Source organism: Clostridiales bacterium, from assembly GCA_017961515.1.
GTDB lineage: Bacteria > Bacillota > Clostridia > Acetivibrionales > RGIG10202 > RGIG10202.
The window spans coordinates 61,468-84,741 of record JAGCXC010000046.1; the positions used below are offsets into that span (position 1 = coordinate 61,468).

Here is a 23,274-nt window from a genome sequence, read left to right on the forward strand (position 1 = left end):
ATGAATAGATTGAAGGGAGAAGCTTTAAATGAAACAGTATTTTTATGAGATTGAGAAAGTATATGCAAGAGAGATATTGGATTCAAGAGGAAATCCTACAGTAGAAGTAGAAGTTTTTATAGAGGGAGGATTTTCAGGAAGAGCAGGAATTCCATCAGGTGCATCAACAGGTGCGTTCGAGGCTGTTGAATTAAGAGACGGAGATAAAAAAAGATATTTAGGAAAAGGTGTTACAAAGGCAGTATCAAATGTAAATGATATAATAGCTCCAGCAGTTATTGGTATGAATGCATTAGATCAAGCTGCAATTGACAAAAAAATGATTGAATTAGATGGAACACCAAATAAAGGAAAGTTAGGCGCAAATGCTATATTAGGTGTATCGTTAGCGGTAGCAAGAGCGGCAGCAGAGGCTACAGGATTGAGTCTATATCATTATATAGGTGGAACAAATGCTAAAACATTGCCAGTTCCAATGATGAATATATTAAATGGTGGGAAACATGCAGACAATAGTGTTAATATTCAGGAGTTTATGGTAATGCCAGTAGGGGCGTCATCTTTCAAGGAAGCACTTAGAATGTGTGCGGAGGTATTCCATAATTTAAAGAAGGTTTTAAAAGACAAAGGGTATAGCACAGCAGTAGGAGATGAAGGTGGATTTGCGCCAGACTTAAAGACAGATGAAGAGGCATTGCAAGTTATAGTTGAGGCTATAGAGAAAGCGGGATATAAACCAGGTGAAGAATTCAAAATTGCTATAGATGCAGCAGCTACAGAGATGTACCAAAAAGATGGAACATATCTATTCTGGAAGTCTGGAATTAGAAAGACAAAAGAAGAAATGGTAGATTTCTGGGAAGAGTGGACAAAGAAATATCCTATTATATCTTTGGAAGATGGCTTGGCAGAAGAAGATTGGGAAGCTTGGAAGATGCTAAATGATAGAATAGGAGATAGAGTTCAATTAGTAGGAGACGACTTATTTGTTACAAATACAGAGAGATTATCAAAAGGAATTAAGCTTAATGTAGCAAATTCAATTTTGATAAAGGTTAACCAAATAGGAACTTTAACAGAGACTTTAGATGCTATTCAAATGGCAAATAGAGCTGGATTTACAGCGGTTGTATCACATAGATCAGGAGAAACAGAGGATTCAACAATAGCAGATTTGGCAGTTGCGTTGAATGCAGGTCAGATAAAGACAGGTGCTCCGTCAAGATCAGATAGGGTTGCTAAGTATAATCAATTGTTAAGAATAGAGGAAGAGTTGGGAGAAGTTGCAGAGTACTTAGGAAAGAATGCATGGTTTAATCTTAAGTAAAACGAGAGGAAAATATAATTTAGATGTTATTTGTTTTGAATAGATAGTGTGCAGTAAGAGCTTTTATATAGTTGTTTAGGGATAGTCTTGCGTTCAGTGATTTCGTTTAAGAGGGGGATGTGAGGCTATCTTGTTTTGTGCCTATAATGAAGTTTATAGAAAAGTATGAAGATGATATAAAAATTAGTACTTCACTTTTTTTATAGATGGTGGTACAATTATAGAAAAGGGAGGTTTTGGAGTAAAGAAGGGATAGTATATGGGGAAGATAAAGAAAGTATTAATAAGTTCATTTTTGTTGGTTAGTTGCATAGTAGTAGAGAGGTTGATGTCTATTAGGTTACCATTCATATCGATTGGGTTCAAATTTATACCTTTCATGTTTTCAGCCATGTTGTTAGGCACAAAGTATGCAACGGTTATAGGAGTGACAAGTGATATAATAGGTAGACTTATGTTTCCTATGTCGTATTTTTTCCCGGGTTTTACATTAAGTGCGGGTATTACTGGGTATTTGTATGGCAAATTTTTGTACACGGATGGTAAGATAGAAGCAAATAAAAAGTTTCTGACAAGACTTATATTATGTGTTATAATAGTAACGCTTGTGGTTAATGTTGGATTGAATACGTTGTGGATAACGTATATTACTGACAAAGCGTCAAGAGTAATTTTACCTATTAGATTTTTAAAGCAAATAATTATGGTGCCAGTAGAAATTATGGTTATGTATATATTAACTGATAGGATGCAGTCTAGCATAAATATGTATACTAATAAAGTGCATTCTAGTATAAATGGATATAAGGGGATTATGAACAATGATTTGTTTGAAAAATGTTAGTTTTGAGTATAAAAATGGGAATAAAGCATTAAAAGGTATAAACTTAGATGTCAATCAAGGAGAGATAGTTGTCGTTATAGGAAAAAACGGATCAGGTAAGAGTACATTGGGGAATGTTATATCAGGGATTTATAATTATAATGAAGGGGAAGTTAAGTTAGATGATGAAGTTATAAAAAACAAGAAGTCTAAGAATCAGTTGCGTAGGAAAATAGGTATAGTATTTCAAAACCCAGATAATCAAATTATATTTAATAGAGTGTATGATGATATGTTTTTTATGTTAGATAATCTAGGACAAAACAAAGAAGAGATACCGAGTATAATAGAAGAAAGTTTGGACAGAGTTGGAATGAGGGATTATATTAATAGAAATCCGCATGAAATGTCATTAGGACAAAAACAGCGAATAGCAATAGCAGAAGCATTATCTATAAATCCATCATATATGGTATTTGATGAGGCGACATCTATGCTTGATGCTAAAGGGAAAAAGGATATACATGCTATAATAAAAGATTTATCTAGTAGGGGTATAGGAGTTATTTTTATAACAAACATAATGGAAGAAATTTTATTAGCAGATAGGCTTGTTGTTATAGATGAGGGCAAAATAGTGAAAATTATAAAAAAAAGTGATATAATTGATAATATAGAGTTTTTGAGAGAAAAAGGGTTCTATATACCTTTTATCATAAATGTTATATCTATGTTAGAGAAAAAGCATATTACAGTGGATAGCTTTGATGAACAAAGTATATTGTCAATCATAGAAAGGAATGTTGCTATATGATTACATATACACTAGGTTTAATAGCATTTATATTATATACACTAGCTATATTTCAGATAAGAAATACAGGTATTATATTGGTTTGCCTTGTTGTACAGATTGCTATGTTATTTGTAGTGAAAATAAATATGAAGAAGTTTTTTGCTAATTTGTATTCGATATTGCCGTTATTGTTTTTTACAGTAATATTTAATGTGATATTCAATGGAGATATTTTTGAACCATTGATTATGGGAGTAAAGATATTGACAGCATGGGGAGCTACCAATATATTATCACAAAAAATGCCAACAGTTGTTTTGGCTGGGGCTGTAGCAAATTTATTGTATCCGTTTAGAGTAGTAGGGATTGATATAGAAGAGATAACATTGATAATAACTATAGCTATTTCATTTTTGCCTATTTTGGCGAAAGAGCTAAGTTCAATAAAGAACTCACTTGCGGCTAAGAATTTTGATTTTAGTTTGAAAAATCTTATGACTAGGCCACAAATTTTTATAGTAACGTATTTGAATGCTGTTTTTAATAGAATAGATGAAATAGAAAAAAGTTTAATAGCCAAAGCGTTTGAATAGAGAAGTTAGGACGGGATTGATATTAGTAAAGCAAAAAAAATATTGCTAGTAGCTTTTTTCCTGGCAATAAATTTGGTTTTGAAGAGATTTTTATATATAAGGTTGCCGTTACTTATGGCAAAGTTTAGTTTTAGCTTTGTGCCAGTTATTTTGTGCGCAATAATTTTGGGGACTAAATATACTATATTATTGGAAGTGTTAAGTGATATTTTAGGCTGGTTGCTTTTCCCTAGAGGAGTATTTTTTGTAGGTTTTACAATAAGTGCTATGCTTATAGGGTTTATATACGGAGAAATGCTTTATTCTTGCGACAATATAATTTCAGCAAAACGTTTACTGCCGAGATTTATAATAAGTATATCATTAGTGGCAATTTTTATTAGTTTAGGATTGAATACATTTTGGTTATTTTGTATCGCTAAAAATGTAGTTAGACTTGAGTTTCCACTAAAAATAATAAGACAGATTTTATTGATACCATTTAAAGTTATTACTATGTATTATACCGTGAAGTTTTTGGAAAATAAATTAAACAATATTATAAACGAATAGAGGGCGCTTTTTAAAATTTTCACGCCCCAAAGTTTCATTCAAGAGTTCCTTCTAGTGACCAAGTGAGAGCTTTAGTTATTCTAACAGGGACAATAGTTCCAATTAAAGACTCATCACCTTCAAAGTTTACAACTTTATTTCCAGAAGTTCGACCAGTTAATTTTTTATCAGATGTTTTACTAAAGCCTTCAACTAAAACATCCAAAACCAAATCCAATAGATTTTTATTATTATCCAGGCTTACATCATTTTGTACCTTAAGTAATCGATCAAATCTATCTTTAGTTATTTCAGGAGGTATTTGGTTTGGTGAGGTGCTAGCCCGAGTACCAGTTCGTTTAGAATAAATAAAAGTGTATGCCATATCAAAATGAGCTTTTTTTACGACATCTATTGTGTCTAAGAAGTCTTCTTCTGTTTCTCCAGGGAAACCAACAATTATATCTGTCGTAATTGTAATATCAGGGATAGTTTTTCTTATGTTGTAAACAAGATCTAAATATTGCTCTTTTGTATAGTGCCTATTCATGTCAGCCAAAACTTTACTGTTGCCGGATTGTAGTGGCAAATGTATGTGATGACATACTTTGTCCAAGTCATGTATAGCACGAAGCAGATCTGGCGAGAAATCCTTAGGATGGGGTGTCATAAATCTAATTCGTTTAATGCCGTCAATTTTGTTTAATTCACGTAATAGATTAGGGAATGTAGCATTATTGTCCGATAAATCGTTTCCATAGGAGTTTACATTCTGACCTAAAAGAGTTACTTCTAAATATCCAAGTTTTGCAAGTTCTTTTACTTCGTATATAATATCAGATAATTTTCGACTTCGTTCACGTCCTCTTACAAAAGGAACAATGCAGTACGAACAGAAATTATTACAGCCATATATTATATTAACGTAAGCTCTTTTTTCATCAGTTCTGTCTATTGCAATTTCCTCTACAACATCAGAAGTAGCATTAAATATCTCTGTTACACAACAGTTATGGTCCAATACATCTAGCATAAGTTCTGGTAATTTGAATAAATTATGTGTCCCGAATATTATGTCAACATGAGGATATGTTTTTTTTATGTGATAGACAACTTCCTTTTGTTGCATCATACAACCACAAATAGCAATTATCAAATTTTTGTTTTTAGCTTTAAGATTTTTTAATGCTCCCAAATGTCCATATACTTTAAGCTCAGCATTTTCGCGTATTGCACATGTATTAAATATAATAAAGTCTGCAGCATCTTTAGATGAAGTTTTCTCGTATCCTATATTAAGTAACATGCCGGATAACTTTTCTGAATCATGTTCATTCATCTGACATCCAAAAGTTTGTACATACATTTTAAGTGGCCTACCAAGTTGAATCTTTTTTTGGTCTAATATTTTCTTGCAACAAGCCATAAAATAAAGTTGACGATTGGGTTCAGTTTCTGGTACGTTACAAGATGTGTTGATATTTTTTAAATCAATTTCAGTCATACAACGATCTCCTTTATTTTAATTTCACAAAAGATATTTTAACATCATTTGAAGCTTTTGTGAAGCTATTATTTTCTCCATATACTAGAGACAGATGCTAGGAAAGAGTTAAAATCGCTAAACTGTTTTTTAGGAAGACAAATCGTAGTAATTAATACTTTTTTATCTGATGGTAAAGTTAAGTTAAGCTTCATTCCATGTTCGTCTACGTTGCAATAGTTGGGATTTGTACACATAGCAAAGAAATAATCTTTATTTTCGCTCGAACAAATAAGTATGTTGTTTTTGATTTCATACTGAAATCTAGGAAGGGGAAAAGAACAGCGTATAATGTCATTATTTTTAAATTTTGATAGATTAAGTTCAATTTTATGTAAAACGAAAGATTTTTTGTGTACCAAGTCATTGTGAATACTGACTAAATATCTAAAGCGTGTAGGAGAATCATTAACAGTAACGATTATATTGCCTAATGGAGTTTCCAATTTTTTTAATTCCCAGCATTGATTATTAAAAAAGAGTTCTGCTTTTAATTTACTTATATCAAATTTTTCACCACAAGAATCACAATAGTGCAAAAATTTAGCTTGTGAATGTTGAACACTGTGATGAGTAACGACAGTTCCTTTCTTACAACATGGACAAGTGGTAACATGAATTTTTTCTCCCGCCTTAAGTGATTGGCTGCTTTTACTAAGAGTAACGAGAAACTCCATTTCATTTTCTGGTGAATTTGTATACATTAGTTGCCTCCTAAAAAATTATTATGATAGTATTATAACACAAAAAAAGGTGTCAATAAAATAGAAACTTTAATTAGAGTATGGCCCTATTTTTGTTATGTAAATTGTTTTTTAAATTTATACAAAAATGGGGTTGTTTTTTTGCAAATTTTATGAGAGAATAAGTTGGGAAAAAAATCAGGAAAGAGAGGTATGGTAAATGTCTATACATATAGGAGCCCCAAAAGGAGACATAGCAGAAACAGTATTATTGCCAGGAGATCCATTAAGGGCTAAGTTTATAGCAGAGAATATGTTAGAAGGTGCAGTGTGTTATAATAATGTGAGAGGAATGTTAGGATTTACAGGAACCTATAAAGGGAAAAAGATTTCAGTTCAGGGTACAGGAATGGGAGTACCGTCCATTTTAATATATGCAACTGAGCTAATAGAGTTTTATGGAGCAAAGAATCTTATTAGAATAGGAACATGTGGCTCGATAAAAGAAGATATAAAAATAAGAGATATAATATTAGCTACGACTGCGTCTACAAGGAGTGCAATAAGTAGTACAGTATTTGGAAGTGCAACTTATGCGCCAAGTACAAGTTTTGATTTGTTAAGAAAAGCATATGACAATGCAGCTAAGAAGGGTATACATGTGCATGTAGGGAGTGTATTTACAGAGGATCAGTTTTATAATGAAATTGATGATTCGAAATTGTGGGCTAGTTATGGTATGCTAGCAAAGGAAATGGAGACTTATGGTTTGTATACAGTTGCATCAAGAAATAATGTGAATGCGTTGTCTATATTGACGGTTAGTGATAGTTTGGTGACAGGTGAGCTTACTTCATCAGAGGAAAGAGAAAAAACGTTTACTAATATGGTTGAAATAGCGTTAGATACAGCTATAGATTGAAAAGGTAGGGATTTAAGATGTCTTTATATGAAAAATGGAATAAGCTTTTAGAGGATCAAGAAGGAGAGCAAGAATTTTGGAAAGAATTTTTACTTAAAGAGAAAAAAACTTATGAAGTGTTATTAGGAGATATAAAGGAAGAAGAAAAGGGTACGGTTAGTGAACTTGGCCAAAGATATAACCTAACTCCTGTTGAGGTAATTGGTTTTATAGATGGGATAAATACAAGTCTTAAGAAAGAAGTAGAACTTAGTACTCTTGATGAGGCATCTAATGTTGAACTAAAAATAGATTTTGAAAAGCTTTATTACAATATGTTGGATGCAAGAGCAGAATGGTTATACAAGCTAAAAGAGTGGGATAAGATATTGACTGTTGAAAAAAGAAAAGAAATAAAAAAAGAATTTGATAAAACAAGAATTGCTGTTAGTAATAAAGTTGGAAGGAATAAACTTTGCCCTTGTGGTAGTGGAAAAAAGTACAAGAAGTGCTGTGGTAGATAGTTTAAAAAAGATTTCCCACAAGATGATTTTTTTGCCTTGTGGGAACTTTTAATTTCTACAACATTTGGCGATGATACACTAACTTCTGTAAATAAGGTGTAAATTGCTAAAAAAACATAATAAAACAAGGTTATTTAAGGAGTGGATTAAAGTAATGAAAGAATGAGCATTTTTGTTATAGGATCAAATTTACTAGTGTAACATTAAATATAAGAAATGAGGACATAAAAATAGCGAATGCCTTAACATAAGAAGTAAAAACTACAGGGCTTATAAGGTTAGCTTGTATCGCCTTAGCATATTGGCGCTATCGAAGAAAACTTAACTGTTTGCACGTTATTGCAAAAGAAAGTTCTTAAACTTTACACTGAGAATTTTATGGTAAAAATTTGGTATGTAGGTGGGGTGGGATGTTGTGCCTTATAAAAATATTGATTGACAATTAACGGATTTGTTGGTATAATCGCATTAAGAGGGATGTGAATTTTGGTTTATAAATCTTCAAAGATAGAGAGGTTATTTGGAAGATGAAAAAAGGAAAGTTAATATTAATTCTTATCAGTTTAATAGTAGTTTTGTTAGTATTTGTTGGTTTTGCCAAAGATAGGCTTATAAAAATACCTACATTTAAGGATTTTAAAATGGAGGAGCTTTGTATTTATGCAGGGGATACAGAGGGAGAGAGTTTAATAGTTGATAAAGTTATCAAAGTTGAGGGAGGAAAAACTACAGAAGACAAAGTGGAAGTAGTAATTTCAAGTTTACAAGACAAGTTTTCAGATATTGAGTTAGAAGTTGTAAACTATGAAAATGTTATGGGAAAGAAAGTATTGGTGTTAGATCTAAAGGATAAAGATAAGCCTGTGAGTTCATATTTGAATGCTGGTTCTACTGGAAGTAGAATTAATTTAGGTATCATAGTTAATAGCTTATTGCAGAACGAAAAAAACATGTCTAATTGGATAGATGGAGTCAAGATTCTAGTCAATGGGGAAGCTTCGGTAGAAGGGGAACATGTTGATTTGAGCGAAATCTTCTATAAATCAAAGAACAAAAATATTGAATTGCAATAGAAAAATTAACTTGTGTTTGTAGCATAAGCTAATATGGGTGAGTAAATAAAGCTCAACTTATGATGTTTTTTTAAAAGATAAGTTGGCTTTTTGATATAAATAGTAATTAGTACGTTGTACTAGGTTTGAGGAGGAAAAAAATAGATGCAAGATTTGAAAATGAAAGTATTAGGATTAATGAGCATAATTGCAGCTGTTTGTGTTGTGGCATTCATAGTTGTATTCATGTTAATAAAATACGTTTTCAAGCAGGAATTAGGAAATGAAAAGATGCAAGAAATTGCTAAAGCTATAAAGGATGGAGCAATGGCGTTTTTGAGTAGACAGTATAAGACAATATCAGTGATGGCTATAGTGGTAGCTGTTGTACTTGGATTTATAACAAAAGGAAGAAGTAGTTTTAATTGGTATACATTTGTATCATTCATTGCAGGAGCAATTTGCTCAGGATTATCAGGATTTATAGGAATGTATGTTGCGGTTAGTTCTAATATAAGAGCAGCAGCAGGGGCAAGGGATAGCTTGAATAAGGCGCTTATTATTTCATTTAGAGGAGGCGCAGTAACAGGTCTTTCAGTTACTACATTAAGTCTTGTTGGTGTTGGCGGATTGTTTTGCCTGTTCGGAGGTTTAAAAGGAAGTGTCGGTGCAGTAAAAGATGCAGCTTTGCTTATATTAGGTTATGGATTTGGGGCAAGTTTTGTAGCGTTGTTTGCTCAATTAGGAGGCGGCATATATACTAAAGCTGCAGATGTTGGTGCAGATTTAGTTGGAAAGGTAGAGACTGGCATACCAGAAGATGATGAGAGAAACCCAGCAGTTATAGCTGATTTGGTTGGGGATAATGTTGGTGATTGTGCTGGTAGAGGAGCGGATTTGTTTGAATCCACAGCTGCTGAAAATATAGGGGCTATGGTGTTAGGAATAGCGCTATATCCAGTTTTTGGAATATGCGGAATAATGTTTCCATTGATAGCTAGAGCTGCAGGGATAATAGCGTCTGTATTTGGTATATATTCAGTAAAAACTAAAGAAGATGAAGATCCGATGAAGGCTTTAAACAGGGGATATAGTATAACAACAATTATAGCAGCGGTATTTTTATTTTTTATAACAAAGTTCATGTTATCAGGTGTTGGAGAGTATGCTGGTAAGGTCAGATACATAAACTTTTTTGGGTGTGCATTAATAGGATTGATATTAAGTTTTATATTTGTGTATATAACAGAGTATTACACTTCTATGTCGCATAGACCAGTTAAATCTATTGCATATTCTTCTAAAACTGGGGCTGCTACTAATATTATAACAGGTATAGCGGTTGGTATGGAAAGCACATTTTTGCCAGTTGTATTTATATCAATAGCAATATTTTTATCGTATTACTTAGGTCAAACTTCAGGTTTAAAGGAATTAGGTTTCAATGGAGGGCTATATGGTACAGCTGTGGCAACAATGGGGATGCTTGCTACATGCTCTTACATATTAGCGATGGATACATTTGGACCTATAACAGACAATGCAGGAGGAATAACAGAGATGTCTGGGGCCGAAGAGGAGATAAGAAACAGAACAGACTTGTTAGATGCATGTGGAAATACAACTAAGGCTTTAACAAAAGGATATGCAGTAGGAAGTGCAGCTCTTGCAACATTTATATTATTTTCAGCTTATTTAGATAAAGTAAAGTTAGCATTAAATATTCCATTAAGTCATATATTTACTGTTGATATAGGAAAGATAGAAGTATTTATAGGCGGACTTTTAGGTGCTACAATGGTATTTTTGTTTAGTTCAACAGCTATTAATGCAGTTGGTAGGGCGGCAAGTTATGTTATAGTTGAAGTAAGAAGACAGTTTAAGGAAAAACCAGGAATAATAGAAGGAATAGAAAAGCCTGATTATGGTGAGTGCGTGGATATAGTTACAAAAGGTGCTTTAAAAGAAATGGTATTGCCAGGGCTTATAGTAATAGTAGCTCCTATTTTGGTGGGATTTGTATTAGGCGCAGAGGCAGTAGCTGGATTTTTGATGATATCTACTATAACTGGTGTATTGTTAGCGTTATTTTTGAATAATTCAGGGGGAGCTTGGGATAATGCCAAGAAGCTTATAGAAGTGGGTGACTTTGGAGGTAAGAACTCAAAGACACATAAGTCTGGTGTTGTTGGAGATACAGTAGGAGATCCATTTAAGGATACAGCAGGTCCATCAATACACGTATTAATTAAATTGATAAGTACGGTAACATTGTTGTTCGCTGTATTGTTCGTAAAATATGCTTTGATAAGATAACAATATTTTTTGTCCACCTGTGCTACAGCCCTTTTTTAAGAGAGATGTCGTGCAGGTGGTTTTTTTTAGACAAAATATTTGTAGTTAGCGATTTATAAAGATTTGTTGCCATATCTAGTGTTACTTTATTTATTATGCGATTATTTGGATTTTGTAGCAAGGCGACAACAGATTTATTGAAAGATTGTACTTTTTTCGAATTTTTGCTTTTAATAGCAATTAACAATTCTACAATAGGATCATTCAAAATTTTTTTTGCAAATTTTTTGCTAGGTTTATCTAGTTTTTTGTTGTATAGGATATCTGTGTTTGCACCATTTGCTATTAACAATTTAGCCAATTCTATATTATTACTTGAAGATACAACAATAGATAATGGAGTTTCACCAGTAGTAACAGATATATTGGTGTTTGCGCCATGTTCAATTAAATATTTTGCCATTTGAAAATTTTTAATGTGAAGGGCTTCTAATAAAGGCGATTTGTTATTTACTAGCATATCAACATTTGCTTTATGATCTACTAAATATTTTGCTGTTGGTATATCTAATTTTATTGCTTCTATTAGTGGACATCTAGTTGGAGTGAACATATTAACATTTGCCCCATGATCTATTAAGTATTGAGTGAGTAAAAAATCAGAACCAATAGATTCCAATAAAGGGGTAGAATCGTTGATGACAATATTAACTGTTGCATTATGAAATACCAAGTATTCTACAATTCGTCTATAAAAAGCAATTCTAAAATTAGATTTGTCTAAATTAGATTTCAGATATTTTATTGAACACATCAAAGGGGTAGATTGATTGCATTCTAGATTAACATCTGCTTCATTTGTAACGAATAATTTTACTAATCTAAAATCACCTTTTTTACAAGCCATATAAAGAGGAGTAAGGCCATCAGAATTTTTTTGATTCACAATTAATTGTAGTAGTGTAGTGCATTTTTCTTTGCAGATAATTTTAAAAGGAGAGCAATTGTATATATCTTTTTTATACACATTTGACCCACTAGATATTAATAATTTAGCCATGTCAAATCTTTTGCGTAGACAAGAAATCAACAAAGGTGTTCTTCCTAATTTATCTGTTTCATCAACATTGGCATTAAAATCTAATAATAATCTTAAAAGATCTATATCTTCATTTTTGCAAGCAACAATAATAGGAGTGTTACCATATGTATTTTTTTTGTTTATATTAGCATTATTTTGAAGTAATAATCTAACTGCTTCTATATTTTTTTTGTATATTGATATCCATAAAGCAGTCTGTTCAAACATGTTGGAGTAGTCTATATCAACATTATGTTGCAATAATAATTTTAACAAGAGTATATTTTTTTGTTCACAAGCGAAAATTAGAGGAGTATCTAAATTACAAAAGTCTTTTTGATTTGGTTGAGCATTATTTTGCAATAATATTTTTGTTATGTGTATATTTTTAGAAATTAAGGATGCCCATAAAGGAGTATCTCCATTATTGTTGCAAAGGTTTACATCAGCATTATTTTGCAATAAAAATTCTACTAAATTAGAGTGGTTATATTTACATGCAGTCCACAATGGAGATTCTCCAGTTTTATTTTTATAATTTGGGTTAGCATTATTTTGAATTAAAATTTTTGCAATATCTAAATTTCCATGCACGCAAGCAATGTACAAAGGAGTTTTCCCAAAGGTGTTAACCAAATTTATAGTAGGGTTTGAGTATGCTAATAATAAATTAAGTAGATTAATATCATTATGTTGACATGCGTATGTTAGAGGTGTATTTCCATTATAGCCAATATCAGCATTTGCACCATTTTCTAGTAATGATTTAACTAGATCATAGTTTTTTTCAAGGATAGCGCTCCAAAGTGGAGTTTCACCTTTTTTGCTTGTAGTATTAATATTTATTCCCAATTGTATAAGAAATTTTGAGAACCCTATATTACATTTTTTGAATAAAAAGTTTAGCCATAAATCCCCATTTTTATTGCTTTTTAAGAGGAATTTTTCCATATAATTTTTTAAAGAATTAAGAAATGCGTTTAGATATTTCATAGAATCCGCTCCTTTTGTCATTATTGTACATATCAAAATATTTTTCATCAATAAGTTAACAAATAGTTGGTTACTACGATTAATCCCTTACAATATAATCTTAACGTGACATCCTTTTCTATATACACCTCAAATTTTTTTATAAAATTCTTGGCGTACGTACCACGCTTTTGTAAAGATTTATGAACTTACTTATTTTGGTTTTGGGGTGCACTCTAAACAGTATATATTTATCATAATTCCACCCTTTATGCGCACTATATTGTATTTGGGAGAAATATATCTCTTTCCAAAATGTTTTTATCAAATACTTTTTTTTCTATACTTAACAACAAATACAACGAAAATACAGAATGTGCATTCTTATCCAATTTCATTGCTTTAATCTCCTATTTTTCGACTAATATTAGTTTAGTATATTATCCCAAAATTGTCAATGCTATATTTTTTTAGTGGATTTATCCCTCATTTCTACAAGTGAGGGATGAATCGCTAAATTTTTTATAAAAATTCATTTATGTGGGGGAATTTTTATCTAAAAATTTTTGATAAATAAAAAAGATACTAAAAATAAAGACAAAAGTTTAAAGAGAAGGGAAGATCATAGATTATACTATTCACATTAAATATTAAAATTTATTAACATGTGTTAAGAAATAACGACAATTATTAAGATTTGTAGTTAAAACTTGAAAAGAAGAATGATATCCTATATACTGAAAATGAAGGGTAGTCTTGGACAGTACACAATAAAAGTCAAATAAAGAAGACAGGTGAGTGATATGAGAGAAGAATACAGAATTCAATTATGGAAGGAATATGATAAAACAAAAGAACCTGACATAAGATGTAAATTAATAGAGGAGTATTCCTATCTTGTTAAGCTTATTGCTGGAAGACTTAGTACTTATTTTGGATCTAATATGGAGTATGACGATTTGGTGGGTTATGGTGTGTTGGGCTTAATAGATGCTGTGGATAAGTTTGATATAAAAAAAGGAGTAAAATTTGAAACTTATGCAACTCTAAGAGTACGAGGAGCCATAATAGATCATATAAGGACACTTGATTGGTTACCTAGATCCATAAGAAGGAAAAGCAAAGCAGTGGAAAAAGCCTGTTGGGAGTTAGAATGTGAGTTAGGACATTCAGTGTCTGACGAGGAAGTTGCGAGTAAGCTAGGGCTTTCGATGAGTAAATTTAATAAAATAATGCGAGATGTAACTTTGGCAAAAATGGTATCTTTAGAAGAGGTCATGGAGCAAAATTCAGAGTATTCGTTAAAAAATACCATGGGGACTAAAGAAAAACCAGAAGGACATTTGGCGCTTTTAGAAGTAAAACATTTACTAATGAAGGCCATAAAGTCATTGCCACCAAAAGAAAAAAAAGTTATATCATTATATTATTATGAAGGATTAACATTAAGAGAAATAAGTATTGTAATGGGGGTTACTGAGTCTAGAATATCTCAATTACATACAAAGGCAGTGTCTAGATTAAATTTAAAATTAGCTAATAATAAAGAAGCCTTAATATAGATACTCCCACTTTGCTGTGTGGGAGCTTATAGAGTTATATATTAATTATTGTTTGTATTAGATGAAGGATATGAATTGTTAGTATAAGATTGAAAAACTTTTTTTACTATAGTTCCTCCAATTTTACCAGCTTCTTTTGAAGTTAGGTCTCCGTTGTAACCAGGTTTTAAGTTGACACCTATTTCTTTTGCTATTTCATATTTCATATCATCAAAAGAAGTTGTTGATTTGCTATTTGATTTGTTTGCCATTTTAAAGGTCACCTCCTTACGCTAATATTATGTCACCAAAATAAATAAATATGTCTAGAAGTTTTTTCCTAAAAAATAGAATAAAAATAATAAAATTAGATATATTTATTGTAGCTATAACAAATATAGGTGAAGAATAATGTTAAAAAAATCTACATTACTAATAGTATGCTTGTGTATGTTTATAAATATACAAATGAATTGTTTTGGCGATGATAATTTAGATGATGAACCTGACTATCCAGTTTTTTTAAAACAATCAACTAGTATACCCAACGTGGAAGCCCAAAGTGCTATAGTGATAGACTGTGATACGGGAAGAGTTTTATACGAGAAGAACGCATATCAAAAAAGGCCGATGGCTAGTACTACAAAGATAATGACAGCCATATTAGCTATAGAAAATGGAAATTTAAATGATACAGTAAGCGTAAGTAAAAAAGCTGCGTACGTAGGAGGATCTACAATAAAATTAAAAGAGGGTCAGACGTATAAGTTAGTGGAATTATTGTATGGCCTTCTTATGAAATCAGGAAATGATGCAGCTATAGCAATAGCCGAACACATAGGAGGAGATGTTAATAAATTTGTAGAGATGATGAACAAGAAGGCATTAGACATAAATGCATTAGATACTAATTTCGTAAATCCACATGGATTAGATAATAATAATCATTATACAACAGCCTATGATTTGGCCAATATGGCCAGATATGCTATGAAGAAACCAGAATTTGCAAAAATAGTCGCAACAAAAAATAAATCAATTAGCGGAGGTAAAGTTTTCAATAATACGAATGAAATGTTGTTTTTATATCAAGGATGTAATGGAGTAAAAACTGGATTTACAAGCAAAGCAGGTAGATGTTTGGTTACATCAGTACAGAGAGGGACTGAAAATTACATAGCAGTTGTATTAGGGTGTGAAACAAAAAATAAAAGGGCTCAAAGTAGTAAGGAAATATTAGATTATGCATATGGGAATTATAAAAGATATGAATTAGTGAACAAAGAATATGTGTATACAACAACAAATGTAAAAAAAGGAAAATCTAAACATATAGAAACAATAGCTAAGGATACAATAGTATTACCACTTAATGAATATGAAAGATCGAATTTGTATACGAATGAATACGTAGAAAAGGACTTGGTGGCTCCGATAAAAAAATATAAAAAGGTAGGATATATTGAATTTAAAGTAGATGACAAGGTTATAGCAAAAACAGATCTTGTAGTAAAGAACAGTGTTTTACAAAAAGATTTTTTGGATTATTTAAGAGATTTTTTCTGCTGTGTATAAAGTATGCGCAATAGAAAAAAAGAGTGAAAATACTATGGATTAGCTATATTGCAAAATCTATAGTATTTTGTAATATAAGTTTAAAAATATATTTTTTGAGAAAAAGTTGAAATTTATGATTTCTTATGGTAAAATTATATTGTACGTTAAATTTATAGAGTATTTCGGGTATAATAAGGGGAGTTTTGGTATGGCTATTCTTGTTACAGGTGGTGCATGCTATATAGGAAGTCACACAGTATTAGAATTAGTAAAAGAAAAAGAGAATGTTATTGTGCTGGATAGTCTCGAATGTGGGCACAAAGAGGCTGTGATTGGTGCTACTCTAGTGGAAGGGAGTACAAATGATAAGGCTTTATTGGAAAGATTGTTTAAAAAATATGATATAGAGGCAGTCATTCATTTTGCTGGGTATATATCTGTAGAAGAGAGTATGAGAGATCCACTAAAGTACTATAATAATAATGTTTCAGGAATTATAAATTTATTGGAGGCTATGCAACAAAATAATGTATTTAAAATTATATTTTCATCTACTGCTGCAGTTTATGGAGAAGAAAAAGAAGAACCTTTTTTAGAGACAGACAAGCTATCCCCTTATAGTGTATATGGAAAAACAAAACTAATGGCAGAAAATATTTTAGAAGATTCTAAGTTAGCATATGGAATATCTTATATCGCATTAAGATATTTTAATGCATGTGGTGCGGATAAAAATGGGGAAATTGGCGAAGCACACAAAAATGAGACACATCTAATACCACTGGTATTGCAAACAGTATTGGGACAAAGGGGTAGTATAAATATATATGGTACTGATTATAATACAAAAGATGGGACATGTATAAGGGATTATGTGCATGTATCAGATTTAGCGAGGGCACATGTTTTAGCATTAGAAAAACTTAGAAGAGATAATCAAAGTGGAGTATATAATTTAGGCAATGGTGTAGGTTTTTCTGTAAAAGAGGTTATAGACAAGGTAAGATTTGTTACAGGGGTTAATATTAAAGAAAATATACTGGAGAGAAGAAAAGGAGATGTGCCATATTTAGTTGCTTCATCGCAAAAGGCTAGAAAAGAATTGAGGTTTAATCCAGAGTATACAAAACTAGAAGACATAATACAGACTGCGTGGCAGTGGCATAAGAATAGGAGATATTGATAAGAAGAGAGGAGGGGTGGTATATGTTATTAAGAGAAGAATTAGAGGAGTTAGAGGAGAAAATATTATCACCTTATGCTACTTTAAGTAAAAAATCTGCTGGGCGTCTTAAAGAGGAAGTTGAATGTACAGAACGTACAAAATTTCAAAGAGATAGAGACAGAATAATATATTCTAAGGCATTTAGGAGACTAAAGCACAAGACGCAAGTATTTATATCACCAGAAGGAGATCATTATAGAACAAGGCTAACTCATACTTTAGAAGTGGCTCAAATAGCTAGGAGTATAGCAAGAGGTTTAAGATTAAATGAGGATTTGACAGAGGCTATTAGTTTAGGACATGATTTAGGACATACACCATTTGGACATACAGGAGAGAGCGTGTTAAATGAAATTTGTAAACATGGTTTTTTACATAACGAACAGAGTCTTAGAGTGGTGGATTATTTGGAGAATAACAATAGAGGACTTAATCTTACAGTTGAAGTAAGAAATGGCATATTAAATCACTCAGGAAACAATATTGCATCAACTCTAGAAGGGTGTATAGTAAAATTTGCTGATAGGATAGCGTATATCAATCATGATATAGAGGATGCAATTGAAGGTCATATACTAACAGAGGATGATTTGCCCAAAGATTGTGTCAAGGTATTGGGTAATACTTCATCTAAGAGAATCAATAATATGATAATAAATATAACGAAGAATTGCAGGGATAAAAATTATATTAGGATGACAGATGAATATTGGGCAATGACAAATAAATTAAGAGATTTCATGTTTGAAAATGTTTATATAGGGTCAGTTGCAAAAAAAGAAGAAAAAAAAGCTTGCAATATAGTGAAGGGGGTGTATAATTGCATATTAGATGATCCAGAAAAATTTTTGCCAGATGAGTGGAAAGCTATGTTAAAAGAACAGGACGTAGATAGAGTTGTGTGTGACTACGTAGCCGGTATGACAGACAGGTATGCGGAAAATTTTTTCTTAGATCAGATATGTGGCATAAGTGGGATATAAAGAAATAATTAATTTGACTATTGTGTAAAAATTGGGTAAGATGTAGAGGTAAGCTTTTTAGAAGATGATTTAAAAGAGTATAATTATTTTTAAGTATACAAAAATACATTAGGGGGGTTAAATATGGGTGAGGTTATTGTTATAACTTCCGGAAAAGGTGGAGTAGGAAAGACTACGACTACAGCAAATATCGGGACAGGTTTATCTTTGTTGGGGAAGAAAGTCGTTTTGATTGATACAGATATAGGACTTAGAAATTTAGATGTAGTTATGGGCCTTGAAAATAGAATAGTATATGACTTAGTAGACGTAATAGAAGGGAATTGTAGAGTAAAGCAAGCGTTAATTAGGGACAAGAGATATGAGGGATTGCATCTTTTGCCAGCCGCACAAACTAGAGACAAATCTGCAGTGAATCCAGATCAGATGATAAAACTTTTAGATGAAATCAAAAAAGATTTTGATTATATATTAATTGATTGCCCAGCTGGAATAGAACAAGGATTCAAAAATGCAATAGCAGGAGCTAACAGAGCTATAGTTGTTACTACACCTGAAGTTTCAGCAGTAAGAGATGCAGATAGGATAATAGGGTTATTAGAAGCAAATGATGTGAAAGATACAAGGCTTTTGATAAATAGAGTAAGGGTTGATATGGTAAAACGTGGAGACATGATGAGCATAGACGACATAATAGATATTTTGGCAGTAAAGTTAATAGGTGTAGTTCCTGACGATGAAAAGATAGTAGTTTCTACAAATAGAGGGGAACCAGCAGTTACAGATTCAAAGTCAATGGCTGGTAGATCCTATAGGGATATAACCAAGAGAATAATTGGAGAAGATATACCTATAGAGGATATATGCAGCGAAGAAGGCTTTATGTTAAAAATAAAAAAAATATTTGGTTTTAAGACAGTATAAAAGAGGGGGGACAAAAAATGAATTTATTAAAGTTATTTAGTCGTACAAAGACATCAAAAGATGTTGCAAAAGAACGGCTTAAGCTTGTATTAGTTCATGACAGAGCGAATGTTTCTCCGCAGTTTTTAGAGATGATAAAAGGAGAGATTATAAAGGTCATTTCGCATTATATGGATATTGAGGAGAATGCATTGGATATACAAATGACTAGAACAGAAAGTGAAGATGGAGAAAGATATGTTCCAGCCTTGATAGCGAATATCCCTATCAAGAATATGAAATCTTAGATAATAATAAAAAAATGGATTGTGGTGTATATGAATATTGCTTTAGTGGCACACGATAAGAAGAAAGAATTAATGGGTGCGTTCTGCATTGCGTATAAGAGTATATTGAGTAAACACTCTTTAGTCGCAACGGCAGGGACGGCATCTGTTGTGGAAGAAGCGTCAGGGCTTGAAGTTGTGAGAGTCTCTCATGGTATAGTGGGTGAGCAACAGTTAAGCTCTAAGGCGGCGTATGATGAAATAGATTTGGTTATATTTTTTAGGGATCCTATAACTAAGGATATTAATGAACCAGATATAGGAAGATTGCTTAATTTATGTGACCAAAATCATATTCCATTCGCGACCAATATTGCTACAGCTGAGCTTTTAATAAAGTCTTTAGAGCGAGGAGAGTTGGAATGGAGAAATAACATAAGGTGAGGGTTACCCCAATATTCTTACCTTAGTTATTTTTTTACCTAAAATTTAGCAAGAATACCCTAATTTACTTGACACATACAAAAAATAAAAAAATAAAATTTTTCACTTTACAAGAGACCAAACTTGCTATAAAATAATGTTTGAGCTTGTTAACAGATTAAGTGTTTAAGTAAGGTGAAACAGATGAAAAAAATATTTTTGGCATCGGGATCCCCGAGAAGACGAGAGTTATTAAGAAACATAGGATTAAAATTTGAAGTAGTAAAGAGCAATTTTGACGAAAATACAGTGGATTTTGAGAGAACGCCTCAAGAATTAGCAGAGAGTTTGGCTTATGGGAAAGCTAAAAATGTGAAGAGTTTAGTGGATCAGGGAATTATAATAGGTGCAGATACACTTGTTACCTTGGACAATAAGGTCTATGGTAAACCCAGAGATTCAAAGGAAGCATTTGATATGCTTAAAAGTCTAAGCGATAAGACTCACGAAGTTATAACGGGGGTGGTCTTGATAGATACAGTTACCAATGAAGTACTTGTAGAGCACGAAATTACCAAGGTTACGTTTAATAGATTAACTAATGAAGAAATAACGGCGTATATAAAGAGTAATGACTACCAAGGTAAAGCGGGAGCATATGGAATACAAAATAGAGGCGCCGTACTTATAAAAAAGGTGGACGGATGTTATTTTAATGTTGTAGGATTACCGATTGGTAGAGTGTGCAGGATGTTAAAAGATATGGGTGAGGTTTTATATGATCACTGGGGCTAGAGGTAAATATAGAAGATAGTAGATAGGAGATTTTAGAGCATGGGATTTTTTAGCAAAGATATAGGAATAGATTTGGGTACAGCAAATATATTGGTTTATGTAAAAGGCGAAGGGATAGTAGTGAGCGAACCCTCGGTTGTGGCTATAAATACAAGAACTAATCAGGTTTTAGCAGTTGGGAATGAAGCAAAGAATATGATAGGAAAGACACCAGGTGATATAATGGCTATACGGCCAATGAAGGATGGAGTTATTGCTGATTTTGATATTACTCAGGACATGTTGAAATATTTTATAGAGAAGGTTATGCCAAAGAATATATTTAGAAGTGTGCTTAGGATAAAACCTAGAGTTACAATATGTGTACCTTCAGGAGTTACGGAAGTAGAGAGAAGGGCAGTAGAGGAAGCAACTATGCAGGTTGGAGTAAAGGAAGTATATTTGATGGAAGAACCTATGGCGGCAGCGATTGGTGCTAATCTTCCTGTAGCTGAGCCTATAGGTTGTATGATTGTGGATATAGGAGGAGGTACTACAGAAATTGCTGTAACTTCTTTAGGAGGAATAGTAACGAGTTTGTCATTGAAGGTTGCGGGAGGCATGCTAGATGACAGCATAGCTATATATATAAAGCGAGAGCATAATTTGTTGATAGGAGACAGAACAGCAGAAGAGATAAAGAAAAAGATAGGTGCAGCATTTAAAAGGCCTAAGAGAGAAGAAATGACTATTAGAGGAAGGGATTTATTGACTGGTTTGCCAAAGAATATAATGATATCTTCAGATGAAATATTGTTTGCATTAAAAGAGCCTATATCACAAATAATAGAGGCTATAAAAGATACATTGGAGAAAACGCCACCTGAGTTGGCATCAGATATAATGGATCAAGGAATAGTGTTAGCTGGTGGTGGTGCGATGTTACATGGATTAGACCAATTAATAAAAAAAGAGACAGGCATAGATGCAAAGATAGCAGAAAATCCGCTAGATTGCGTAGCGTTAGGAGCAGGAAGGTTGAGTGAGGATATGGAGATGTTACGTAAAGTATTAATGGCGACTAAGAAGTAAGTTGATTTATTTTTTAGTTGTCAAAAGAAAGGATAAAGGCAATTGAGAGATTTTAATATTAAAGTTGTTATAACGATGGTGGTAATTACATTTATATTAGTTATACAGGGACTTTATGCGAGAGACATATTGGGGCTTGATTTTTTACAAAGACCGTTGTCGTACATTGTTTATCCTTTTGGAAAGCTATTTACATATACGAAAGTTGAAGTTAACAATACCAGAAAATATTTTAAAGATGTTGATGAGTTATCTAAGGAAAATGAAAAATTAAAGCGGAAGGTAGACGATCTTGAAAAGTATATTTCTAAAATATTGTGGTTAGATGAAAAGAACCAAGAGTTAAGAGAGACGTTGGAATTAAGGGATTCTATCAAAGGGTATGATTTTATTGGGGCAAGCATTATAGCAAAAGATGCAGGTAATTGGTTTGAGATATTTACAGTAGACAAAGGAAGCAAGGATGGGATTTATAAAGATAGTTTTGTTATTTTTGAGAAAGGACTTGTTGGTAGAGTATATAGAGTAAGGGAGAATACTTGCGATATAATATCTATTTTAGATAAAAGCAGTGCAGTAGGAGCACGGTTAACAAAAACAAGAGAATTAGTTTTAGCAAAAGGTGATATAAGGTTAAAAAATAGAGGGCTTTGCAAATTAGAGTACATTCATTCGGACGCTAAGATAGAGGTAGGAGATGTTGTTGAAACGTCTGGATTGGGTGAATATTTTCCGAAGGGAATAGAGATAGGTAAGGTAAGAGAGGTAGTAAATCCAAATGATAAGTTAGAAAGATATGCGATAATAGAGCCTAGTGTTGACTTAAAGAGGATAGAGGAAGTTTTAGTGGCAGTAAAAAGGTAGAAAGTAGGTAAATCAATAATGAAAAATAAGTTGTACATTATTTTAATTTTAGTCCTATCAATAGCGTTACAGATGACACTTATAGAAGGGATAAGAATTGCTAATGTTAAGCCTAATATAGTGTTAATATTTGTGTTATTCTTGGGAGTTTGTGCGACTGGAAGTGATTTATTCTTCGGCGGGATTTTAGCAGGGGTTATGCAGGATTTATTATCTTCAAAGATAATAGGAATGTATTTGATTACAAATATATTGTTTTGTATGATAATGTATACAGTGAGGAAAAGAAGTTATAGAAAGGATTTCTTGATATTTTTGTTTGTAGCGTTTATATCATTTTTATTATATGATAGTACAGCATATTTGCTTACTTCTTTTCCAGAGACACTTGGTGAATTGTTTTTTGTATTAAAGAACTTTATTTTAGTTGGAGCGATGTATAATACGGCTTGTGCGATCCTAATTTTTGGACTTGCTAAGAAGAAAGAAATTATATAGGAGAAA

Annotated in this window: 24 protein-coding genes; 20 read left to right on the forward strand and 4 right to left on the reverse strand. The window is 32.2% G+C overall.

What is annotated here, in order from left to right; all coding sequences use genetic code 11:
- Positions 1 to 28 precede the first annotated feature (28 nt).
- The 5 genes from eno (at position 29) to J6Y29_03245 (ending at position 4,091) form a co-directional block, all read left to right on the forward strand.
- Entirely contained in the window at positions 29 to 1,327 is a 1,299-nt protein-coding gene (gene eno / locus J6Y29_03225) for a phosphopyruvate hydratase (GenBank protein MBP5426890.1), read from the forward strand.
- A gap of 259 nt (positions 1,328 to 1,586) precedes the next feature.
- Positions 1,587 to 2,171 carry a folate family ECF transporter S component gene (locus tag J6Y29_03230; protein MBP5426891.1) on the forward strand — a complete coding sequence of 195 codons (585 nt, stop codon included), beginning with the start codon at positions 1,587 to 1,589 and terminating at the stop codon, positions 2,169 to 2,171.
- Entirely contained in the window at positions 2,149 to 2,964 is an 816-nt protein-coding gene (locus J6Y29_03235) for an ATP-binding cassette domain-containing protein (GenBank protein MBP5426892.1), read from the forward strand. Before J6Y29_03230 ends, J6Y29_03235 begins: the two co-directional genes overlap by 23 nt.
- Complete coding sequence (locus J6Y29_03240) at positions 2,961 to 3,539, forward strand: hypothetical protein (GenBank protein MBP5426893.1); 579 nt, start codon at positions 2,961 to 2,963, stop codon at positions 3,537 to 3,539. The genes J6Y29_03235 and J6Y29_03240 overlap by 4 nt, the downstream gene beginning before the upstream one ends.
- 42 nt (positions 3,540 to 3,581) lie before the next feature.
- Positions 3,582 to 4,091 carry a folate family ECF transporter S component gene (locus J6Y29_03245; GenBank protein ID MBP5426894.1) on the forward strand — a complete coding sequence of 170 codons (510 nt, stop codon included), beginning with the start codon at positions 3,582 to 3,584 and terminating at the stop codon, positions 4,089 to 4,091.
- 34 nt (positions 4,092 to 4,125) lie between these two features.
- Here the strand turns inward: J6Y29_03245 and miaB are convergent, their stop codons facing one another.
- Positions 4,126 to 5,574: a tRNA (N6-isopentenyl adenosine(37)-C2)-methylthiotransferase MiaB gene (gene miaB / locus J6Y29_03250; protein ID MBP5426895.1), complete on the reverse strand. Its 1,449-nt coding sequence runs from the start codon at positions 5,572 to 5,574 to the stop codon at positions 4,126 to 4,128.
- Between the two features lie 68 nt (positions 5,575 to 5,642).
- Complete coding sequence (locus J6Y29_03255) at positions 5,643 to 6,317, reverse strand: hypothetical protein (protein ID MBP5426896.1); 675 nt, start codon at positions 6,315 to 6,317, stop codon at positions 5,643 to 5,645.
- Between the two features lie 199 nt (positions 6,318 to 6,516).
- Here J6Y29_03255 and deoD point away from each other — a divergent pair, with 199 nt between their 5' ends.
- The 4 genes from deoD to J6Y29_03275 all read left to right on the forward strand — a co-directional run bounded on the left by deoD (position 6,517) and on the right by J6Y29_03275 (position 11,089).
- On the forward strand, positions 6,517 to 7,218 hold the full coding sequence (gene deoD, locus J6Y29_03260) for a purine-nucleoside phosphorylase (protein MBP5426897.1): 702 nt from the start codon (positions 6,517 to 6,519) through the stop codon (positions 7,216 to 7,218).
- Between the two features lie 17 nt (positions 7,219 to 7,235).
- Positions 7,236 to 7,721 (forward strand): SEC-C domain-containing protein, encoded by a 486-nt coding sequence (locus J6Y29_03265; GenBank protein MBP5426898.1) that lies wholly within the window; start codon positions 7,236 to 7,238, stop codon positions 7,719 to 7,721.
- A 527-nt stretch (positions 7,722 to 8,248) separates the two neighbouring features.
- Entirely contained in the window at positions 8,249 to 8,794 is a 546-nt protein-coding gene (locus J6Y29_03270; GenBank protein MBP5426899.1) for a hypothetical protein, read from the forward strand.
- A 159-nt stretch (positions 8,795 to 8,953) separates the two neighbouring features.
- The gene (locus J6Y29_03275; GenBank protein ID MBP5426900.1) at positions 8,954 to 11,089 is read left to right on the forward strand and encodes a sodium-translocating pyrophosphatase; all 2,136 of its coding nucleotides are present in this window, start codon (positions 8,954 to 8,956) and stop codon (positions 11,087 to 11,089) included.
- A gap of 22 nt (positions 11,090 to 11,111) precedes the next feature.
- Here the strand turns inward: J6Y29_03275 and J6Y29_03280 are convergent, their stop codons facing one another.
- A complete protein-coding gene (locus J6Y29_03280; protein MBP5426901.1) occupies positions 11,112 to 13,142 on the reverse strand; it encodes an ankyrin repeat domain-containing protein in 2,031 nt (676 codons plus the stop codon).
- Between the two features lie 782 nt (positions 13,143 to 13,924).
- Here J6Y29_03280 and J6Y29_03285 point away from each other — a divergent pair.
- Positions 13,925 to 14,683, forward strand: a complete 759-nt coding sequence (locus J6Y29_03285) for a FliA/WhiG family RNA polymerase sigma factor (protein ID MBP5426902.1) — start codon at positions 13,925 to 13,927, stop codon at positions 14,681 to 14,683.
- A gap of 41 nt (positions 14,684 to 14,724) precedes the next feature.
- Here the strand turns inward: J6Y29_03285 and J6Y29_03290 are convergent, their stop codons facing one another.
- On the reverse strand, positions 14,725 to 14,934 hold the full coding sequence (locus J6Y29_03290; GenBank protein MBP5426903.1) for an alpha/beta-type small acid-soluble spore protein: 210 nt from the start codon (positions 14,932 to 14,934) through the stop codon (positions 14,725 to 14,727).
- A 139-nt stretch (positions 14,935 to 15,073) separates the two neighbouring features.
- Here J6Y29_03290 and J6Y29_03295 point away from each other — a divergent pair, with 139 nt between their 5' ends.
- From J6Y29_03295 to mreD, 10 genes are all read left to right on the forward strand, one after another.
- Positions 15,074 to 16,237 carry a D-alanyl-D-alanine carboxypeptidase gene (locus J6Y29_03295; GenBank protein ID MBP5426904.1) on the forward strand — a complete coding sequence of 388 codons (1,164 nt, stop codon included), beginning with the start codon at positions 15,074 to 15,076 and terminating at the stop codon, positions 16,235 to 16,237.
- A 190-nt stretch (positions 16,238 to 16,427) separates the two neighbouring features.
- The gene (galE, locus tag J6Y29_03300; GenBank protein MBP5426905.1) at positions 16,428 to 17,402 is read left to right on the forward strand and encodes a UDP-glucose 4-epimerase GalE; all 975 of its coding nucleotides are present in this window, start codon (positions 16,428 to 16,430) and stop codon (positions 17,400 to 17,402) included.
- Positions 17,403 to 17,425: 23 nt separating this feature from the next.
- A complete protein-coding gene (locus tag J6Y29_03305; GenBank protein ID MBP5426906.1) occupies positions 17,426 to 18,427 on the forward strand; it encodes a deoxyguanosinetriphosphate triphosphohydrolase in 1,002 nt (333 codons plus the stop codon).
- 123 nt (positions 18,428 to 18,550) lie between these two features.
- Entirely contained in the window at positions 18,551 to 19,351 is an 801-nt protein-coding gene (gene minD, locus J6Y29_03310) for a septum site-determining protein MinD (protein MBP5426907.1), read from the forward strand.
- Positions 19,352 to 19,368: 17 nt separating this feature from the next.
- Positions 19,369 to 19,638 carry a cell division topological specificity factor MinE gene (gene minE / locus J6Y29_03315; protein ID MBP5426908.1) on the forward strand — a complete coding sequence of 90 codons (270 nt, stop codon included), beginning with the start codon at positions 19,369 to 19,371 and terminating at the stop codon, positions 19,636 to 19,638.
- 30 nt (positions 19,639 to 19,668) lie between these two features.
- Positions 19,669 to 20,061: a methylglyoxal synthase gene (locus tag J6Y29_03320; GenBank protein MBP5426909.1), complete on the forward strand. Its 393-nt coding sequence runs from the start codon at positions 19,669 to 19,671 to the stop codon at positions 20,059 to 20,061.
- Positions 20,062 to 20,244: 183 nt separating this feature from the next.
- Positions 20,245 to 20,835 carry a septum formation inhibitor Maf gene (maf, locus tag J6Y29_03325; protein MBP5426910.1) on the forward strand — a complete coding sequence of 197 codons (591 nt, stop codon included), beginning with the start codon at positions 20,245 to 20,247 and terminating at the stop codon, positions 20,833 to 20,835.
- 39 nt (positions 20,836 to 20,874) lie between these two features.
- Positions 20,875 to 21,906: a rod shape-determining protein gene (locus tag J6Y29_03330; GenBank protein MBP5426911.1), complete on the forward strand. Its 1,032-nt coding sequence runs from the start codon at positions 20,875 to 20,877 to the stop codon at positions 21,904 to 21,906.
- Between the two features lie 42 nt (positions 21,907 to 21,948).
- On the forward strand, positions 21,949 to 22,770 hold the full coding sequence (gene mreC, locus J6Y29_03335) for a rod shape-determining protein MreC (protein MBP5426912.1): 822 nt from the start codon (positions 21,949 to 21,951) through the stop codon (positions 22,768 to 22,770).
- 18 nt (positions 22,771 to 22,788) lie between these two features.
- A complete protein-coding gene (gene mreD / locus J6Y29_03340; GenBank protein ID MBP5426913.1) occupies positions 22,789 to 23,268 on the forward strand; it encodes a rod shape-determining protein MreD in 480 nt (159 codons plus the stop codon).
- Positions 23,269 to 23,274: the final 6 nt, after the last annotated feature.

What these genes read in the sequence shown, in the direction of transcription:
- eno (MBP5426890.1), top strand. Translation starts at nt 29, where the DNA reads ATGAAACAGTATTTTTATGAGATTGAGAAAGTATATGCAAGAGAGATA.
- J6Y29_03230 (MBP5426891.1), top strand. Translation starts at nt 1,587, where the DNA reads ATGGGGAAGATAAAGAAAGTATTAATAAGTTCATTTTTGTTGGTTAGT.
- J6Y29_03235 (MBP5426892.1), top strand. Translation starts at nt 2,149, where the DNA reads ATGATTTGTTTGAAAAATGTTAGTTTTGAGTATAAAAATGGGAATAAA.
- J6Y29_03240 (MBP5426893.1), top strand. Translation starts at nt 2,961, where the DNA reads ATGATTACATATACACTAGGTTTAATAGCATTTATATTATATACACTA.
- miaB (MBP5426895.1), bottom strand. Translation starts at nt 5,574, where the DNA reads ATGACTGAAATTGATTTAAAAAATATCAACACATCTTGTAACGTACCA.
- J6Y29_03255 (MBP5426896.1), bottom strand. Translation starts at nt 6,317, where the DNA reads ATGTATACAAATTCACCAGAAAATGAAATGGAGTTTCTCGTTACTCTT.
- deoD (MBP5426897.1), top strand. Translation starts at nt 6,517, where the DNA reads ATGTCTATACATATAGGAGCCCCAAAAGGAGACATAGCAGAAACAGTA.
- J6Y29_03265 (MBP5426898.1), top strand. Translation starts at nt 7,236, where the DNA reads ATGTCTTTATATGAAAAATGGAATAAGCTTTTAGAGGATCAAGAAGGA.
- J6Y29_03270 (MBP5426899.1), top strand. Translation starts at nt 8,249, where the DNA reads ATGAAAAAAGGAAAGTTAATATTAATTCTTATCAGTTTAATAGTAGTT.
- J6Y29_03275 (MBP5426900.1), top strand. Translation starts at nt 8,954, where the DNA reads ATGAAAGTATTAGGATTAATGAGCATAATTGCAGCTGTTTGTGTTGTG.
- J6Y29_03280 (MBP5426901.1), bottom strand. Translation starts at nt 13,142, where the DNA reads ATGAAATATCTAAACGCATTTCTTAATTCTTTAAAAAATTATATGGAA.
- J6Y29_03285 (MBP5426902.1), top strand. Translation starts at nt 13,925, where the DNA reads ATGAGAGAAGAATACAGAATTCAATTATGGAAGGAATATGATAAAACA.
- J6Y29_03290 (MBP5426903.1), bottom strand. Translation starts at nt 14,934, where the DNA reads ATGGCAAACAAATCAAATAGCAAATCAACAACTTCTTTTGATGATATG.
- J6Y29_03295 (MBP5426904.1), top strand. Translation starts at nt 15,074, where the DNA reads ATGTTAAAAAAATCTACATTACTAATAGTATGCTTGTGTATGTTTATA.
- galE (MBP5426905.1), top strand. Translation starts at nt 16,428, where the DNA reads ATGGCTATTCTTGTTACAGGTGGTGCATGCTATATAGGAAGTCACACA.
- J6Y29_03305 (MBP5426906.1), top strand. Translation starts at nt 17,426, where the DNA reads ATGTTATTAAGAGAAGAATTAGAGGAGTTAGAGGAGAAAATATTATCA.
- minD (MBP5426907.1), top strand. Translation starts at nt 18,551, where the DNA reads ATGGGTGAGGTTATTGTTATAACTTCCGGAAAAGGTGGAGTAGGAAAG.
- minE (MBP5426908.1), top strand. Translation starts at nt 19,369, where the DNA reads ATGAATTTATTAAAGTTATTTAGTCGTACAAAGACATCAAAAGATGTT.
- J6Y29_03320 (MBP5426909.1), top strand. Translation starts at nt 19,669, where the DNA reads ATGAATATTGCTTTAGTGGCACACGATAAGAAGAAAGAATTAATGGGT.
- maf (MBP5426910.1), top strand. Translation starts at nt 20,245, where the DNA reads ATGAAAAAAATATTTTTGGCATCGGGATCCCCGAGAAGACGAGAGTTA.
- J6Y29_03330 (MBP5426911.1), top strand. Translation starts at nt 20,875, where the DNA reads ATGGGATTTTTTAGCAAAGATATAGGAATAGATTTGGGTACAGCAAAT.
- mreD (MBP5426913.1), top strand. Translation starts at nt 22,789, where the DNA reads ATGAAAAATAAGTTGTACATTATTTTAATTTTAGTCCTATCAATAGCG.